This window comes from Aquimarina sp. MMG016 (genome assembly GCF_018100805.1).
GTDB lineage: Bacteria > Bacteroidota > Bacteroidia > Flavobacteriales > Flavobacteriaceae > Aquimarina.
Genome location: NZ_JAGJEA010000002.1, coordinates 642,512 through 659,537, shown reverse-complemented (window position 1 = coordinate 659,537; position 17,026 = coordinate 642,512). Strand labels below are relative to the sequence as shown.

Annotated in this window: 14 protein-coding genes; 13 read left to right on the top strand and 1 reads right to left on the bottom strand. The window is 32.1% G+C overall.

Annotated elements, in window-relative coordinates; genetic code table 11:
- The first annotated feature begins 7 nt into the window (after window positions 1–7).
- The 10 genes from J8M14_RS05810 to J8M14_RS05765 all read left to right on the top strand — a co-directional run bounded on the left by J8M14_RS05810 (window position 8) and on the right by J8M14_RS05765 (window position 11,071).
- Window positions 8–1,492, top strand: a complete 1,485-nt coding sequence (locus J8M14_RS05810; RefSeq protein WP_211073636.1) for an AMP-binding protein — start codon at window positions 8–10, stop codon at window positions 1,490–1,492.
- A 14-nt stretch (window positions 1,493–1,506) separates the two neighbouring features.
- Complete coding sequence (locus J8M14_RS05805; RefSeq protein ID WP_211073635.1) at window positions 1,507–1,746, top strand: acyl carrier protein; 240 nt, start codon at window positions 1,507–1,509, stop codon at window positions 1,744–1,746.
- Window positions 1,747–1,756: 10 nt separating this feature from the next.
- Window positions 1,757–3,205: an MBOAT family protein gene (locus J8M14_RS05800; RefSeq protein WP_211073634.1), complete on the top strand. Its 1,449-nt coding sequence runs from the start codon at window positions 1,757–1,759 to the stop codon at window positions 3,203–3,205.
- Window positions 3,206–3,211: 6 nt separating this feature from the next.
- Complete coding sequence (locus J8M14_RS05795) at window positions 3,212–4,135, top strand: hypothetical protein (RefSeq protein ID WP_211073633.1); 924 nt, start codon at window positions 3,212–3,214, stop codon at window positions 4,133–4,135.
- 103 nt (window positions 4,136–4,238) lie between these two features.
- On the top strand, window positions 4,239–5,234 hold the full coding sequence (locus J8M14_RS05790; RefSeq protein ID WP_247672556.1) for an EpsG family protein: 996 nt from the start codon (window positions 4,239–4,241) through the stop codon (window positions 5,232–5,234).
- A 19-nt stretch (window positions 5,235–5,253) separates the two neighbouring features.
- Window positions 5,254–6,144 carry a glycosyltransferase gene (locus J8M14_RS05785; protein ID WP_211073631.1) on the top strand — a complete coding sequence of 297 codons (891 nt, stop codon included), beginning with the start codon at window positions 5,254–5,256 and terminating at the stop codon, window positions 6,142–6,144.
- A complete protein-coding gene (locus tag J8M14_RS05780; protein WP_211073630.1) occupies window positions 6,144–7,286 on the top strand; it encodes a glycosyltransferase family 1 protein in 1,143 nt (380 codons plus the stop codon). The genes J8M14_RS05785 and J8M14_RS05780 overlap by 1 nt, the downstream gene beginning before the upstream one ends.
- Window positions 7,287–7,288: 2 nt before the next feature.
- On the top strand, window positions 7,289–8,692 hold the full coding sequence (locus tag J8M14_RS05775; RefSeq protein WP_211073629.1) for a phenylacetate--CoA ligase family protein: 1,404 nt from the start codon (window positions 7,289–7,291) through the stop codon (window positions 8,690–8,692).
- A gap of 120 nt (window positions 8,693–8,812) precedes the next feature.
- Complete coding sequence (locus J8M14_RS05770; RefSeq protein ID WP_348772825.1) at window positions 8,813–10,123, top strand: MBOAT family O-acyltransferase; 1,311 nt, start codon at window positions 8,813–8,815, stop codon at window positions 10,121–10,123.
- Between the two features lie 3 nt (window positions 10,124–10,126).
- Entirely contained in the window at window positions 10,127–11,071 is a 945-nt protein-coding gene (locus tag J8M14_RS05765; protein WP_211073627.1) for a hypothetical protein, read from the top strand.
- Between the two features lie 56 nt (window positions 11,072–11,127).
- On the opposite strand, the gene J8M14_RS05760 is transcribed toward J8M14_RS05765, so the two are convergent.
- Window positions 11,128–13,083, bottom strand: coding sequence for a hypothetical protein (locus tag J8M14_RS05760; protein WP_211073626.1), 1,956 nt, complete (start codon window positions 13,081–13,083; stop codon window positions 11,128–11,130).
- 381 nt (window positions 13,084–13,464) lie between these two features.
- Here J8M14_RS05760 and J8M14_RS05755 point away from each other — a divergent pair, with 381 nt between their 5' ends.
- The 3 genes from J8M14_RS05755 to J8M14_RS05745 are packed head-to-tail and all read left to right on the top strand — an operon-like array spanning window position 13,465 to window position 17,018.
- Window positions 13,465–14,616 carry a glycosyltransferase family 4 protein gene (locus J8M14_RS05755; protein ID WP_211073625.1) on the top strand — a complete coding sequence of 384 codons (1,152 nt, stop codon included), beginning with the start codon at window positions 13,465–13,467 and terminating at the stop codon, window positions 14,614–14,616.
- A 35-nt stretch (window positions 14,617–14,651) separates the two neighbouring features.
- Entirely contained in the window at window positions 14,652–15,701 is a 1,050-nt protein-coding gene (locus tag J8M14_RS05750; RefSeq protein WP_211073624.1) for a sugar-transfer associated ATP-grasp domain-containing protein, read from the top strand.
- A 12-nt stretch (window positions 15,702–15,713) separates the two neighbouring features.
- The gene (locus tag J8M14_RS05745) at window positions 15,714–17,018 is read left to right on the top strand and encodes a CoF synthetase (protein WP_211073623.1); all 1,305 of its coding nucleotides are present in this window, start codon (window positions 15,714–15,716) and stop codon (window positions 17,016–17,018) included.
- Window positions 17,019–17,026 lie beyond the last annotated feature (8 nt).

The window sequence follows — 17,026 nt, the reverse complement described above, 5'->3', positions numbered from 1 at the left end:
TAATTTGATGAATTTAATTGTAGACATACAGCAATCTATAGAAAAGCATCACGATCATAATGCATTTTATATTGGTCAGGAATATTATACTTATAAGGAATTTGGTCAGGTAGTATCAGATATTCGAAAAGCTATTCAGGTGTCTTCAAAAAAGGAAGAAATCACCTTTGGTTTAATTACCAATGATGACATACAAACCTATGCTTCTATCATTGCCTTATGGATGGAAGGTAGAGCTTATGTTCCTTTAAACCCTGAGTTTCCTGAAAGCAGAAACCAAATGGTAATCCAGCAAGCGGATATTATAACCATTTTAGATTCTTCAAAAGAACAAGTATTTGAAGAACATCACACCATATTAACTAAAAACCTGGAGAATTCTGAAATTGATTTAACGCCGGTTACTGTTTCAGAAGAAGGTTTAGTTTATATTTTCTTTACGTCAGGAACTACAGGAACACCAAAAGGAGTACCTATTAACTTTGGTAATTTATCAGGTTTTATGGATGCTTTTTGGGCTTTAGATTACCCAATTACAAGTGACGATAGATGTTTGCAGATGTTCGAACTCACATTTGATTTATCTGTGGTATCATATCTGGCACCAATGCTTAAAGGGGCTTGTATATATACTATACCTAAAGATGAAATTAAGTATAGTTATATCTTCGAACTTATGGAAGATCATAAGTTGACTTTCTCATTAATGGTGCCTTCGATTTTACATTATTTACGACCATATTTTGATGAGATCGATTGCCCGGCGATGAAATATAGTATGTTTTGTGGAGAAGCTTTGCCGTTGGATGTTACAGAGGAGTGGAGTAAATGTTTACCTAATGCCACAATTGCCAACGTATATGGCCCAACAGAGTGTACGATTTATTGTACTGACTATACCTATAATCGAGAAGGGGAAAACAAAACCCATAACGGTGTGCTTACAATAGGAAAGGACATGAAAAACACCACCACTATTATTGTGGATGAAGATAATAATGAAGTTGCCATAGGAGAAAGTGGAGAACTATGTTTAAGCGGAGCACAACTTACAACTGGGTATTGGAAGAATAAGGAAAAGAATAAAGCAGTTTTTTTTCATAAAGAATATCAGGGCAAGAATACCAGGTTTTATAGAACCGGAGATTTATGCAGTAGAGATGAAGAAGGAGATATTTTATATTTAGGAAGAGTAGATTTTCAGGCAAAGATTCAGGGTTTCCGCGTAGAATTATCCGAGATTGAGTTTCATGCGAAAGCAGCTTTGGATAAAATCAACGTAGTTGCTATTGCTTTTACCAATAGTATTCATAATACTGAAATAGGAGTGGTGATAGAGTCAGAAGATTTTAATACACAAGAACTTGTGGACTATATGAAAACAAAGCTTCCCGCGTATATGATACCGACACAGATGAAGTTTATACAGAGTTTTCCGTTGAATACCAACGGAAAAATAGATAGAAATAAGTTAACGGCAATGTTTAGTTAAAATTGAAGAAGAGTATGGAAATAGATACTATTAAAGAAAGAGTAGGTGAAGTTTTAGCTTCGATATTAGAGCATAACAATTTTGAAATTCACGATGAGCTTACGGCTAAAGATGTAGATGGCTGGGATTCTTTATCACATATGATGATTATCACCAAGATAGAAGAAGAATTTGGTATTCGTTTTAAACTTAGAGAACTGAATAAGTTAAAAAATATGGGGTCTTTGGTTTCTTTAATTCAAACTAAAGCTTAATCTGTAAGGCGTGGTTTTTAATTCTTTTGATTTTGTAGGTTTTATTATTCCGGTACTATTGCTGTATTGGTTAGTTTTTAGGAAATCTGGTGTATATCAAAACATATTGTTATTAGTAGCAAGTTTGTTTTTTTATGCTTGGGCAGACTGGAGATTCCTGGCATTGCTAATTGCCAGTACTGGTATCAATTATTACCTAGGATTAAAAATTTACCAATCAGAAGATGATGACAGAAAGCGCAATATTTTTCTATACATAGGTTTAGTCTTTAATGTTGGGCTATTATTATATTTTAAGTATTTCAATTTCTTCTACGAAGGTTTCTTTGACTTACTAAATATATTTGGTGCAGATCTGAGTTATAGTACACTACAGATATTATTACCGTTAGGAATTAGCTTCTTTACGTTTCAGACTTTGGGATATCTTATTGATGTGTATAATGAAGAGATAGAACCTAGTAAAGATATTTTAGAGTTTTCTGTATTTGTTACTTTTTTTCCTAAGATACTTTCAGGACCAATAGAAAGAGCAGCTAGTTTTATACCTCAAACTCAAATAAAGAGAACGCTCACCTATGAGGTTTTTGTAGATGGCTTACGACAGATTTTATGGGGATTATTTGCCAAAGTGGTAATTGCAGAAAATTGCGCTGCTATTGCTAACCCTATCTTTAATACTTATGAAGACCAATCAGGTAGTACATTATTATTAGGAACATTCTTTTATGCAATCCAACTATATGCGGATTTTTCAGGGTATTCTAATATGGCGATAGGAGTTTCTAAACTATTTGGAATACAGCTAATGCGTAATTTTTCTACTCCGTTTTTCTCCACCAATATTGCAGATTTTTGGAGAAAATGGCATATATCCCTAACTACTTGGATGATGGATTATGTATTTACACCATTGTCATTTACTTTAAGAAGACATCAGAAGCGAGGTTTAATGATTGCTATTGTGGCGACATTTGTACTTGTTGGGTTTTGGCATGGTGCAAATTGGACTTTTGTAGTGTATGGACTTTTACACGGTATTTATTTTATCCCATTAGTATATTCGGGTAAAATGAATACTTCAGAGATTGTAGCCAAAGGAAAGTGGTTTCCCTCTATAAAGGAAATTATTAAAATAGGGCTATTGTTTTTTCTTATTATGCTTACAGATGTATTCTTTAGAGCACCTAGTGTTACCGAAGCATTTGCTTATCTTATAAAGATATTTTCGTCTAGCATTATTGATTTTCCTTCTGTGTTAACAGGTACAGCAACGTTAACAACATTGATATTAACTGCTTTTTTTATCATTATAGAATGGATCAATCGAGAGAAGAAACACGATTTTGAGATTAGTAACTATCATGTTTTGCTAAGATGGAGTTCATATATTTTCATCTTTTTACTATTGATATTCTTCGGAAGAAGTGCAGAAACATTTATTTATTTTCAATTTTAGATCACAATGAAGAAATTATTTATAAAACTGGGACTTTTCTTCACCATTTGTTTGGGGATAGTCTCTTTTATATTAATGAATTATGGTGGTAACATTGATTATTTTTATGAAAAGTTTACTACTCCCAAAGCTAATTCACTAATTATTGGAGACTCCAGAAGTTTCCAGGGAATACAACCAGCAGTAATTGATGAATATTTTGAAGGAAAAGGAGTTGATGTACCCATACTGAATTATAGTTTTACAATTGCTCAGGCTATTATTGGCCCATTATATAATGAAAGTATTCTAAAGAAATTAGATACATCTGTTAGTAACGGAATTTTTATCATTTCTGTTACTCCTGAAATGTTAACAGAGCATGAAGGATATAATAATGCTGGTGGAGAGTATAGAGAAGTAGGTCAACCTCCTCATAATATGAAATATGTGAGTATGAATCCTAATTATGAGTATTTGATCAAGAATCTTTCTTTCTTTCACTTTAGAGCAATGTTTAGAAAGAAATCTACAGTTCATAAAAATGGATGGTTAGAAGAAACTAATTTACCGACAAGTAAAAAGGTTTTTGAAGATTGGAAGAAGAACCAGATTGATTTATTTCTCAAAGATGCTGTGATATCCAAGTTTTCTGAAGTAAGAATTCAAAGCTTAAGTGATCTGATCACAGAATTAGATAAATATGGTCATGTATATTTGGTCAGAATGCCTATCGATAAAGATTTCTTAAATTATGAAGAAAAGTATTTTCCAGAATTTGATAGGATAGTAAGTTCAGTAGCTGATAAGAATCAAATACCTTATTTTGACTTTAATAAACATAACAAGTCTTATGAAACCTATGATGGTCATCACCTAAATAAGTTTTCGGGGAAGGAGTTTACAAGAACCCTTTGTGAATCAATATATCAAACCTTAAAAGATAATTGATACCATGAATACGTTTGTTCCATTAGAATTTTATTATCCATTGTACATTAATCTGTGCCTGTTTTTGGTACTTTTTACTTTGTTGCATACGGTAGTTCTAAAAATGGAAGAAACGAAGAATGTTGTATTTATAAATTTCTCGGGTTATCTATTACTTACGTTTTTAATTCTGTATATAGGACAAAGACCAATTAGTGGGATCTTTGGAGATACAGTAAACTACATAGTTACATTTGACCATTATCGATATGGTGGTGAAATACCTGAAGTGAATGATTATGGGTGGCACTTTTTTATGAAAACACTGGCTACCCTGGTTCCATATCATATCTTTTTTACAATTTGTGCTTTTATATACATTTTTCCGATGTATAAAATTTCAAAAGAGTTTTTTGGAAAATATTGGTACTATGCTTTTGTTATGTTTGTGGTATCCTTTTCTTTTTGGACCTATGGAGTGAATGGAATGCGTAATGGTGCTGCAACATCTTTATTTCTTTGGGGATTAAGCTTTCATAGAAATAAGATTATAATGGGGCTATTCTTTTTATGGGCAACGCTGTTTCATAAAACCTTATTCCTTCCAATTTTTGCATTCATTATCACCTTTTTTTATAATAATCCTAAAGTATTTTTTAAGGGGTGGTTGGCCTGTATACCTATTTCATTAGTACTGGGGAGTGTATTCATCTCATTATTTGCTAGTCTAGGTTTTGGTGATGACAGACTAACCGGATATCTAACATCTCAAGCAGATGCCGGTACTTTTGCCAGTACAGGGTTTCGATGGGATTTTTTGTTCCATAGTGCCTTTGCAGTGTTTGCAGGCTGGTATTTTGTGTTTAAGAGAAAATTTGAAGATAAATTCTATTTTCAATTGTTAAATACATATTTGATTTGCAATGGATTTTGGGTATTAGTGATCCGGGCAAATTTTTCTAACAGGTTTGCATATTTGTCTTGGTTTATGATGGCAATTGTTATCATTTATCCGTTTCTAAAGCAACAATTTTTTAAAAATCAACATTTTATGATAGGTAAAGTGATGCTTATTTATTTTTCATTCACTTATGCTATGTACTATTTATATTGGGGATAACATTAACTATTAACTAACTATGAAAACCATAACAGTATTTACACCAACATATAATCGAGCATATTGCTTGCATAAGTGTTACGAAAGCTTGGTAAAGCAACCTAATCAGGATTTTGTATGGCTGATCATCGATGATGGTTCTACTGACAATACAGAAGAATTAGTAGCTTCTTGGATTAAAGATGGTAAAATTGATATTGTATATCATTATCAGGAAAACCAAGGAATGCATGGTGGTCATAATGCAGCATACAGACTAACGGAGACGACTCTTAATGTATGTATTGATAGTGATGATAATATGGGAGAAAATGCAATTCAGAAGATATTGGATGCGTGGGAGCATATTAAAGATAAACCTGAGTTTGCAGGAATAGTTGGATTAGATGCAGATCCTGATGGTAAAATAATAGGAACTACTATACCCGAAAGCATAAAAGAGACTACTTTATATGATTTATATAATGTACATAAAGTTTTAGGGGATAAGAAATTAGTGTATAGAACAGAAGTAGTAAAAAAGTATCCTGCATACCCAATTTTTGAAGGAGAGCGGTTTGTGCCACTTGGATATCTATATCAACTTATTGATCAGGATTATAAATTATTACCCCTTAATGAAGTATTGTGTGATGTAGAATATATGCCTGATGGATCAAGTCTTAATATTCTTAAACAATATAGAAGACATCCAAAGGGATTTGCGTTTTCAAGAAAAAGCAGAATGAAATTGGCTAAAAATTTTAAGGACAGATTCAAAAACGCTATTCACTATGTGTCCAGCGCTATGTTTACCAAGAATGGCTCCTTTTTAAAAGAGTCTCCGCGAAAGTTTATAACATTTTTGGCAATTCCGTTTGGGATATTATTGAATTTATACATCAGATTTAAAACTAAAGGTGAATTTTAATGGGCGCGATACGAGTTTTACAAGTTTTTACGATAATGAATCGAGGAGGAGCAGAATCCATGATCATGAATTATTACAGACAGATTGATCGGGATAAAATTCAGTTTGACTTTTTGGTGCATAGAAAAGAAAAAGCAGCTTTTGATGATGAAATAGAGAACCTGGGAGGTAAGATCTATAGAATGGATCCGATTAATCCTTTATTTCCTGGTAAATATTATGGTGAGCTAAGAGCTTTTTTTAAGAAACATAATGAATATGCTATTGTACATTCTCATCTAAATACATTTAGTTGTTTTCCATTAAAAATTGCTAAAGAATTTAATATTCCTTGTCGTATAGCTCATGCACATATAGCTATTGATGATGTTGGTATTTCATCTCTTTTCTCTCAAAAGGAAAGTGTTAAAGAAACTTTTAAGAAGTTGATTAAACTTCAATTAAAAAAGAAAGTCAAGAAAGATGCAAGCCATCTTTTTTCTTGCGGTGAAAAAGCAGGAAACTGGTTGTTTGGAGAGAAAGCCTCTTTTACAATGATGAATAATGCAATTGATACAAGGAAATTTAAATATAATGAATCTGTATCCGAAGTATATAAGGATAGATTTGAGCTTAAGGACCAGTTAATTATTGGGCACGTTGGTCGTTTTGCAAGTCAAAAGAACCACTCTTTTTTGATACAAATTTTTGCAGCTTTGCTAAGAGAAAAACAAGATTGTGCTTTAGTTATGGTGGGTGATGGTCCATTACGGAAAAATATGGAGAATGAGGTAAAAACATTAGGTATCGAGGATAAAGTACATTTCTTGGGAGTTCGGGCAGATATTCCTGAATTGTTTCAGATGTTTGACATGTTTGTTTTTCCTTCTTTTTATGAAGGACTTCCGGTAACCTTAATCGAAGCTCAAGCAGCTGGTGTTAAAATCCTGGCTTCAGATACTATAACTAGTGAAGTTCACCTAACTGATGATATTGAGTTTCTTTCGATAGAACAACCTGCAGAACTTTGGGCAAAAAAAATACAAGAGATAGACGCTTCAAAAAAGGGTGATAATACGCATAAAATAGTCAAAGGAAACTACGATATTGTATCCAATACAAAAATGATAGAAGAGTTTTATAGAGAACAAACTTCAGTGTAATTATGGGGAAGTTACAAGAGAAAATATACAATAGCCTGCCTTATCCGTTTAAATTTTTATTATTAAATGTAAAGGCATATCAAAATACTAAACAACGATATACCAAAGAGTTTGATAAATATCTAAAAGAGTATATTGATTTATGGGATGCAGATATTGATGTGATTCTTCTGTATCAAAAGGAGAAGTTAACTCAACTCCTTTCTGAGGCATATGAATATTCAGATTGGTATAGTAAAATTATGAAGGAATTAGGCATAACATCTGATGATATTTCTTTGGATCCTTATGCTGCCTTGGCCAAAATGTCTATTCTTCAGAAGGCAGAACGAAAATCACATCCGGATCAAATTGTAAATAAACAACGAAACACGGATGGAGTAGGGTATACAAGTGGAACCTCTGGAGCACCAACTATTAATTATCTAGATTCAGAATCAATACACCGTTCTTTTGCTTTATGGAGAAGGTTTCATAAGGCGATAGGGTTAAATACCAAAAAGGTACGACAAGTTCGTTTTTCTGGTCGATTAATCGTTCGTCCGGATGCCAAAAAAGCTCGTTTTTGGGTATACAACTATTTTGAGCGTCAATTACTTATGTCAACTTATCACTTGACAGAAAATAATCTACCTCATTATATCAAAAAACTTAATCGTTTTAAACCTAAGTTATTAGATGGTTATCCATCCGCAATTTATATCATTAGCCGATTTATTAATGAAAACAATATAACACTTGATTTTACTCCAAAGGCAATTGCTGTGACTGCTGAGACATTATATGATTATCAACGATTAGAAATTGAGAAGGCTTTTGGTTGTCAGGTGTTTAATCAATATGCATCAAGTGAAGGAAGTCCTTTTATTACAGAATGTGTACAAGGTAATTTACATTTAAATTTAGATTCGGGAGTTTTTGAATTTATTAATACTAAAGGAGAAACGGCTAACCCGGGAGATGTAGCCCAGTTAGTGGTGACCAGCTTTACAAATCTAAAAACTCCTTTAATAAGATATAGTATTGGAGATACCGTATTACTTGCTGAAGAAGGAAAAACTTGCAATTGTAGATGTTCTATGCCAATTATTGAAAAATTAACTGGTAGAGAAGATGATATCCTTTGGACCGAAGAAAAAGGATATGTAGGTAGAATGGATACCGCATATAAAGGATTGAAGGGTATTATTAAGAGTCAAATCATACAAGAAAGCCCAAAAGAAATTGTAGTGAATTTGATTGCAAATGAAGAGTATAATGCTGCTATGCAAGAACTTTTGTTACACAATCTGCAAGATAGGTTAGGTCAAAATGTAGAATACCAGATAAATACGGTGAATGATATTCCTCTAGGTCCTAATGGTAAATTTGATGCTGTAAAACGTAATTTTGAGATAGAATTATAATAAAAAATTCAAGACAATATGTTATTTAACTCGTTTGAATTTTTTGCATTCCTACCCATTGTACTATTGTTGTACTGGTTTATCGTTTATAAACATATTAAATTACAAAACATCCTATTATTGATTGCCAGCTATGTATTTTATGGTTGGTGGGATTGGCGGTTTCTATCCTTAATAGCGTTGAGTACAGTAATGGATTATTTTGTTGGTTTCAGGATATACGAGTCAACAAATAAAGAACATCGAAAGAGATGGCTTTGGTTAAGTATGGTATTTAACCTGGGATTACTTGGTTTTTTTAAGTACTATAATTTTTTTATTGATTCCTGGATAGATATGTTATCTTCTTTCGGATATCAATCAGAAAGCACCTGGACCCTACAAGTTATTTTACCTGTTGGAATTTCTTTTTATACATTCCAGACTATGTCATATTCGATTGACATTTATAGAGAAAAGCTAAAGCCTACAAGAGATTTCATTGCATTTGCTGCTTTTGTTTCCTTTTTTCCACAATTAGTAGCCGGTCCAATAGAAAGGGCTACCAACCTATTACCACAATTTTTGCAAAAAAGAAGCTTTAGCTATAAAACATTTTCATATGGTGCTAAGTTAATGATATGGGGTTTCTTTTTAAAGCTTGTTGTAGCCGATCGAGCTGCTATTTATGTAAATGCTGTATATAACAATGTCGAAAACCACGAAGGGTTAAGTTTTATAGCCGCTACTATATTATTTGCTTTTCAGATTTATGGAGATTTTGCAGGATATTCTTTAATTGCTATTGGCACAGCTAAGCTTTTTGGTTTTGATTTGATGACCAATTTCAGAAGACCTTATTTTTCAGCTTCGGTGAGTGAGTTCTGGACAAGATGGCATATATCTTTATCAACTTGGTTTAGAGATTATCTATATATCCCACTTGGGGGAAATAGAGTTGTTAAGCCTAGATGGTTATTTAATTTATTCATTACATTTTTAATAAGTGGTTTATGGCATGGTGCTAACTGGACTTTTGTATTCTGGGGAGCTTTGAACGGAATATATTTAATTGCGGAAGTATTGCTTTTTAAAAAAGATAGGAAAGGAATATTTAATGTCTTAATCACATTTATATTAATCAATTTTGCCTGGATATTTTTTAGAGCTAATAGTATAGAACAAGCGTTATATATTGTAAAAACTATTATTACTTCTCCCGGAAGATTATATATTGGAAGTGGAGATGATATAGCTGCATCAATTTATGCAGTTTTGGCAATAACCATTCTCTTTCTTGTAGAAACCAAAAAAGAATATTTTGATAATCTATTTTCAGTTTCAAGAAGTAGGATAGAAATTTTAAGATTGGGAGGGTATGCAGCAGTGATCTTTATGATTCTGTATTTTGGAGTATTTGGGAAAAGTCAGTTTATATATTTTCAATTTTAGGTTATGAATATTAAAGAATACAGAGTATCATTTCTTAAAATCATAAAATTTGTGATCATTATTTTGGTTGCAGATTTTGTGTTGGGGAGTGTTTCTCAAAAAATATTCTTTAGCCAAAAAACTGGAAAGTATGCAAGGGCTACTTACGCCGTTGAAAAAAGTAATGCTGAAGTTCTAATTTTTGGAAGCTCTCATGCTCACCGACATTATGTGCCAGAGGTTTTTGAAAAAGAACTTAATAAAACTTGCTATAATGCTGGTGCAGAGGGGCAACAATTACTTTTTCATACAGCACTTCAGGAAATGATTATTAAAAGAAAAAAGCCAGATCTAATGATCTTAAATATAGACGATAGCTTTCTATATTTATCAGATATAGCTTATGATCGATTAAGTGATTTACATCCATATTATGACGATCATAGCGAAGCACTTAGGCCGATTCTTGGTTTGAAATCAAATCTTATAGATTTTAAACTTTTTTTTAAGTCTTATCAGACCAACTCTACTATCATTCATGCACTACGATATTATGTATCGCCACAGGTGGATTATAAAGGGTATAGACCACTATATGGTAAAGTAAACTCTAATACCAAAAAACACGATCAGCAGGAAGTTAAAGAGTATATAGAAGTTATAGAAAAAGACTTTGTAAATGCTTTAAAAACATTTATCAATAATGCCAAAGAAAACAATATTAATTTGGTATTTGCGACATCACCAACTTACAATAAGGTTAATTATTCAGAAAATAAATCTTTTAGCTTGATTAAGGAGATTGCAGGAAAAGAAAACGTTCCATTTATTGATTTATTTAACGATACACAATTTTTGAATAAAGGAGAATTATTTCACGACCCTTCGCATCTTAATGATGATGGAGCTAAGTTATTTACAAAACTATTAGCAGATAAGATTTTGGAAAAAAATCTTATTATAAAGTAAAAAGCCAGAACATTTGTTCTGGCTTTCTATCAAATTTATATTGAAAATCAAATATCCTAATTACAAGTATTGTTTGCTAAAGTAATAGCTCCCGGAGTATTAGAATCATTATTAATACATTGAAATCTAGCTTCTCCAGTTGGTTCTGCAATAATATTATTAGCAATAGAAATTGCAGTATGAGAACCATAGATACGAATACCATCGCTATTAGAAGGTGTAATTTTATTAGTCGCAGAGATTTCTATATTAGAAGTTGCATCTCCGATCTCTAGTCCACCATTAACTTCGTTGTTTTTAAAGATTACACCATTAGTATTAAAGAAGTTTACTCTTTTATTATTTAAAAACTTGTTACCTTCTAATGTAACTCTGTAGTTTTCTTGACCAGCATTTTTATTTAGTAAAGAAAACTTAGCATGAAATCCTCCTGCAGTAATTTGGTTATTAACAAATGCTACATTATTTGCATAAGTACTTGTAGCGCTAATACCGTTGTTAGATACATTGATAGTGTTATCGTGGAATTGTGAGTCAATAGTGTTATTCACCTGTATTCCTATATCACTATTAGTAATAGTATTATGATGTACTTCTACATCTTTAGTTTTAGCTGCAATTCCTAAACCATAGCCACTGATTTCATTATATCCAACCTCGTTGTTATATACTGTCTCACCTGAACCTGCGGCAAAAATTGCAAAATCTTCATTACTGCTACTTGCTTTAAATCTGTTTCGTAAGATTTTTGTTCCATTAGTAAGAGAAAATACTACACGTGTTCCTACATCATTATCTTCTACTGTTACTGTCTGGCCTATATGTACAGATACGAATCCAACTCGGCTATTAGTCTCTGTATTTTTTCTAATATCAATATCAAAAGCTCTTTCATTTTCTCTAAGATTGCCTTGAGCATCTCTAGTTCTATATGCTTCAACATTAATTGCATAACCCACTTCACCACCGTCAGAACCTGGCATCGATTGACCTACATTAGTAAAAGTATTGCCTTCTATCAAGATATTACGACCATCTGTGAGGGCTATCCCCATTCTTCTAATATCCTTAAAAGTACAATTAATAATATCTACACCTGTAGTTGGTTTGTAATCAGGGTTAAAAGAAAAACCAAATGAATATATGGCAATAGCTCCTTTTGACCCCTCAATGAAATTAACGCCATCTATAGTGATGTTTCTTCCTGAATGTACATGGAATAGGTGAGTTCCTTCTAAACCAACATCATTTGCAGAATAAGGACGCTCATTTCTATCTCCAACTAAATTTCCACCAATTACTTTCACATTACTTACATCACGTACAGCTAGAATAGTACCATTCTCAATTCCTGCTACTGCTGGAAACTGACGTAAATATGTATTATTGGACATTTGAAGAGTAAAATCCGAAGGGATATTCACGGCTTCCAACGAAGCGTAGAAGTTTTGATTTGTAGTAGTACTGGTTACTTTTGTAGTTTCAAAATATGCATCAAATTGATCAATTTCAAAAGTTGTAGCACCTAGTTCTTTAGTGAAGAACATTAATTCTTCTAAGTTTGCAGTGTTTTCTAAAGCAATTGCAGAACTAGTTTGGCCTTGTACAATATTTTTCCATTTTGCAGGGATAAACTTAAAAGTAGTTTCTTTTAATCTAGCATCACCCTGAATTCCTAATTCAGAATTTAATAGAGGACCAGCGATATAACCCCCTGAGAATTTTAGCGTACCATTAATTATGGCACCTCCTTGGTAGTCAAAATTTACATTTGCTGGTAAATCAATAGTTTTTCCTTCTAAGTCTAATACACAATCCATAACAACTGTACTATTAGCTGCTAAACCGCTTAAGTCAAAATCACATGGATCTGTAGATTGGTCTGGATCAGGGTCTGGTTCTGGATTTGGGTCAACAATTTCTTCGTTAATGATTTCTTCAATACTCTCATTACTACAAGAAACAAAAAATAAGGTTAAAAAAACAACTAGATAATAGGGTATCCTCTTCATGGCTTTCTAAAAATTTGGTTATAAAATTTAGTCTGAAGTAGTGTTATGCCATACGTTGTTTTTATATTTGGTTACAAATAAACTGAATTTCATCGATATTATTGTGTATTACATCGATAAAATTATGTTAAATATATGTTAATTGTAAAGTTTTATGCTTTAGTTGTTAGTGAATTACGGGATTACCATAAAAATTCATATTCTGTTTAACGATTTTTATTCTTATGATTCGTTTTTCTTTAAAAGAATGTCTAAAAATAGATAATTAAAAAGTATTATGTGTAAGAAAAACATGAATAAAACATTAAAAGAGGATGTTATATATATATTTGTACTCGGAAAAAAAGAAAGAAAACACACATCTTTTATTATAGCTTAAGCATGGGTAAAATCATTAGAGTTACAACAGTACCTAGATCATTAGGAGGATTACTACAAGGGCAGTTGAAGTTTATGTCTCAACATTATCAAGTTATAGGAGTTTCTAGTACTGGAGAAGGACGTCTTGAAGAAGTAGGAAAAAAAGAAGGGATTGAAGTTATTCCAATAGAAATGACCCGAAAAATTACTCCGGTACAAGATTTAAAGGCAGTTTATAAACTTTATAAACTTTTTAAAAAAGAAAAACCGGATATTGTTCATAGTCATACACCTAAAGCTGGAACACTTTCTATGATGGCAGCAAAATTAGCCGGAGTGCCACATCGTTTGCATACCATTGCTGGTTTACCTTTACTTGTAGCTAAAGGGTCTAAAAGAAAATTATTAGATGCGGTAGAAAAACTAACCTATGGCTGTGCTACCATGATTTATCCAAATTCATTTGGGCTGAATGATATCATAATTCAAAATAAATACACAAAACCAAGTAAACTCAAGGTTCTTGCAAATGGTAGCTCTAATGGTATAGACACATCATTTTTTGATCCTGCATTATATTCAGAGGAGGATAATCTAAAGCTTCGTAATGAATTAGAGATAACTCCTAATGACAAGGTTATTGTTTTTGTAGGTCGATTGGTAAAAGACAAAGGAATTAATGAATTAATTCTTGCCTTTAAGCGATTAAGTAAAGAACATACGGATTGTAAACTTTTATTAGTGGGGACTTATGAAAAAGATCTGGATCCTTTATTACCTGAGACTGAAGATGAAATAAATACAAATCCTAGTATTATATTTGTAGGTTGGCAGAATGATGTTCGACCTTATTTTGCTATATCAGATATTTTAGCCTTTCCGAGCTATAGAGAAGGGTTTCCTAATGTAGTAATGCAGTCTGCAGCTATGGGGCTGGCCAGTGTTGTTACAGATATTAATGGCTGTAATGAAATTATAACCGAAGGTAATAATGGTTTGATCATCCCGGTGGAAGATGCTGAAGCTCTATATATTAGTGTGAAAAAGTTAGTTGCAGATGATAAACTAAGAAACGATATTTCCAATAATGCCAGAGAATCTATTACCACTAGATATGAAAGAGTATATGTTTGGGAGCAAATATTGAAAGAATATAAATCACTGCTTAATTAAAAATATATAAAATTCTGTTTTTACCCCCTTATACTATGAAGCAGAAACTAGTTTTATTAAGAAAAAGACTTTTAGTTCTTCTGAAGGATAAAGAACGAAAAGGGCTCCTTATCATACTTTGGGAAGCAATAATGTTTTGGATAGTTAAAAAAGAACTTCCATATTTTTATTTTGGAAAGTTTCTATACCGCAAAGATGTTAGAAACTATAAAGATTATTTAAGTAGTGCTGAAGTGGATAAAATTACTCTTTCTAAGAATTTACATCATTATCAATATAGCTCCTTATTAAGAAACAAACTGGCTTTTGCATTATTTATGGAAAAGAATAATATGCCGGTTCCGTCTATGATAGGTTATAATCTTGGAAATAACTTTTTCTTAAAGAATAAAAATTATTCAATTTCTGATAAAAATGAACTTTACAAATACTTCAATGATCTTTTTACGATAAACAATAGCACAGAGGTTTTTATAAAAGCTATTGCCGAGATGGGAGGTACGGGATGTTATCTTATTACTCATCAAACACTAAAGAGTGATATCGATTCATATGGCGATAGTATTCTAACCGGTGATTATATCTTTCAAGAAGTTGTAAAGCAGCATGATCTTATAAATACAATTTATGCGGATAGTATTAATACCATACGTTTTGATACCTATATAGATAAAAATAAAAATATACATATCTTATCGGCATTTATGAGGTTTGGACAAGGCGGAAGTTTTATTGATAATGGCAGTGCAGGAGGATTCTATCTTTCCGTAAATATGGAAAAAGGAACTCTAATAGGATGTAGCCATCAACTTATGAAATACGGAGGAGAACGTTTAGACGCTCACCCGGATACAGGAATAGTTTTTGAAGGTTATAAAATACCATACTTTACAGAATCTTGTGAATTGATTAGAAAAGCAGTATCCTTAATTCCTGACCGTATAATTGGTTGGGATATTGCTATAAGTAAGGATGGGCCGTTAATTATAGAAGGAAATGATAATAATTCTTTTGTAACACCTGATATTGCTTATGGAGGTTATCTAAAACATCCTATGTTTAAAGAGATAATGCAGGAAGCTTAATGTTGAACAATTATGAGACTAACAGAGTTAATACGAAATAAAGCATTTTGGTGTATAGATCTATTGAAGGGAGGAAAGAAAAGGAGTCACTATAATAATATTAAATCTATAATTGAGAATCCTAATTCTCCTGAATCAATTCATAGCAAAAAGCAACATCTTCAAAATATCTTAGAACATGCTATAAATTCTACAGAATTTTATAAGCAATATTCCGAATACAATTCTTTAGAGGATTTTCCTGTAATTAATAAGAATGTTATTAGAAGTCATTTTGATGGTTTTCAATCAAAAGATTTTATTGAGTTACCTAAGTTTACTGTCAGCACTAGTGGCTCCACCGGCACACCATTTAAAATATACCAAAATGGTGGTAAACGAATTAGAAATATGGTTGATACTATATATTTTTCAGAGAAAGCAGGATTTCGGATAGGGTATAGATTAACTTTTTTTAGACTTTGGAATGCTTTTGAGCAAAAAGGAAAGATAACTCGTTTACTTCAGAATATAGTTCCTGTGGATGTTTTTGAGTTAAAAGCCAAAGGTAAAATTGAAAGTATAATTCAAGATCTTTCTAGTAGCAAGTATTCTAATAGCTGGCTAGGGTATGCCTCTGCTTACGAAGATATTTGTACCTATTTAGATCAAAAAGAATCTTCTACTATACCTAATAACCTAAAATCTGTTATTGCAATTTCCGAAAGTCTTAATACCTATACAAAGGAGAGTATATATAAATATTTTAATACCGAAGTAGTTTCTAGATATTCTAATGTAGAAAATGGTATTATTGCTCAGCAACCTTTGGGTAATAAAAAATATTTTATCATCAACGATGCTAGTTATGTGGTGGAGATTTTAGAAGTGGATTCTGATAACCAGGTAGAAGATGGTAAACCGGGAAGAATAGTAATTACAGATTTATTTAATTATAGCATGCCAATGATTAGATATGATACAGGTGATATAGGAATCAAAGGAGTTGTTGATTCCAAAGCAGTGTTGCTGGAAGTAAGAGGTAGAAAAATTGATCAGATCTATAATACTAAAGGGGAGGTGGTCAATATAAATATAGTGTTATTGGTTAATAAGTATCCAGAGTTAAGACAATGCCAACTTATTCAAGAATCACAGGGAAAATATCTGGTAAAACTAAATTCTGAACGGGAATTTTATAAGGAAGATGAGCTGCTTAACGAATTTAAAGTGTATTTGGGCGAAGATGCTATAATTACTGTAGAATATGTGGATGAAATTCCGTTACTTGCGTCCGGAAAACGAAGGGTTATGGTTAACCAAATGATAAACTCATAATTAGTAAT

What these genes read in the sequence shown, in the direction of transcription:
- J8M14_RS05810 (WP_211073636.1), top strand. Translation starts at nt 8, where the DNA reads ATGAATTTAATTGTAGACATACAGCAATCTATAGAAAAGCATCACGAT.
- J8M14_RS05805 (WP_211073635.1), top strand. Translation starts at nt 1,507, where the DNA reads ATGGAAATAGATACTATTAAAGAAAGAGTAGGTGAAGTTTTAGCTTCG.
- J8M14_RS05795 (WP_211073633.1), top strand. Translation starts at nt 3,212, where the DNA reads ATGAAGAAATTATTTATAAAACTGGGACTTTTCTTCACCATTTGTTTG.
- J8M14_RS05790 (WP_247672556.1), top strand. Translation starts at nt 4,239, where the DNA reads ATGGAAGAAACGAAGAATGTTGTATTTATAAATTTCTCGGGTTATCTA.
- J8M14_RS05785 (WP_211073631.1), top strand. Translation starts at nt 5,254, where the DNA reads ATGAAAACCATAACAGTATTTACACCAACATATAATCGAGCATATTGC.
- J8M14_RS05780 (WP_211073630.1), top strand. Translation starts at nt 6,144, where the DNA reads ATGGGCGCGATACGAGTTTTACAAGTTTTTACGATAATGAATCGAGGA.
- J8M14_RS05775 (WP_211073629.1), top strand. Translation starts at nt 7,289, where the DNA reads ATGGGGAAGTTACAAGAGAAAATATACAATAGCCTGCCTTATCCGTTT.
- J8M14_RS05765 (WP_211073627.1), top strand. Translation starts at nt 10,127, where the DNA reads ATGAATATTAAAGAATACAGAGTATCATTTCTTAAAATCATAAAATTT.
- J8M14_RS05760 (WP_211073626.1), bottom strand. Translation starts at nt 13,083, where the DNA reads ATGAAGAGGATACCCTATTATCTAGTTGTTTTTTTAACCTTATTTTTT.
- J8M14_RS05755 (WP_211073625.1), top strand. Translation starts at nt 13,465, where the DNA reads ATGGGTAAAATCATTAGAGTTACAACAGTACCTAGATCATTAGGAGGA.
- J8M14_RS05750 (WP_211073624.1), top strand. Translation starts at nt 14,652, where the DNA reads ATGAAGCAGAAACTAGTTTTATTAAGAAAAAGACTTTTAGTTCTTCTG.
- J8M14_RS05745 (WP_211073623.1), top strand. Translation starts at nt 15,714, where the DNA reads ATGAGACTAACAGAGTTAATACGAAATAAAGCATTTTGGTGTATAGAT.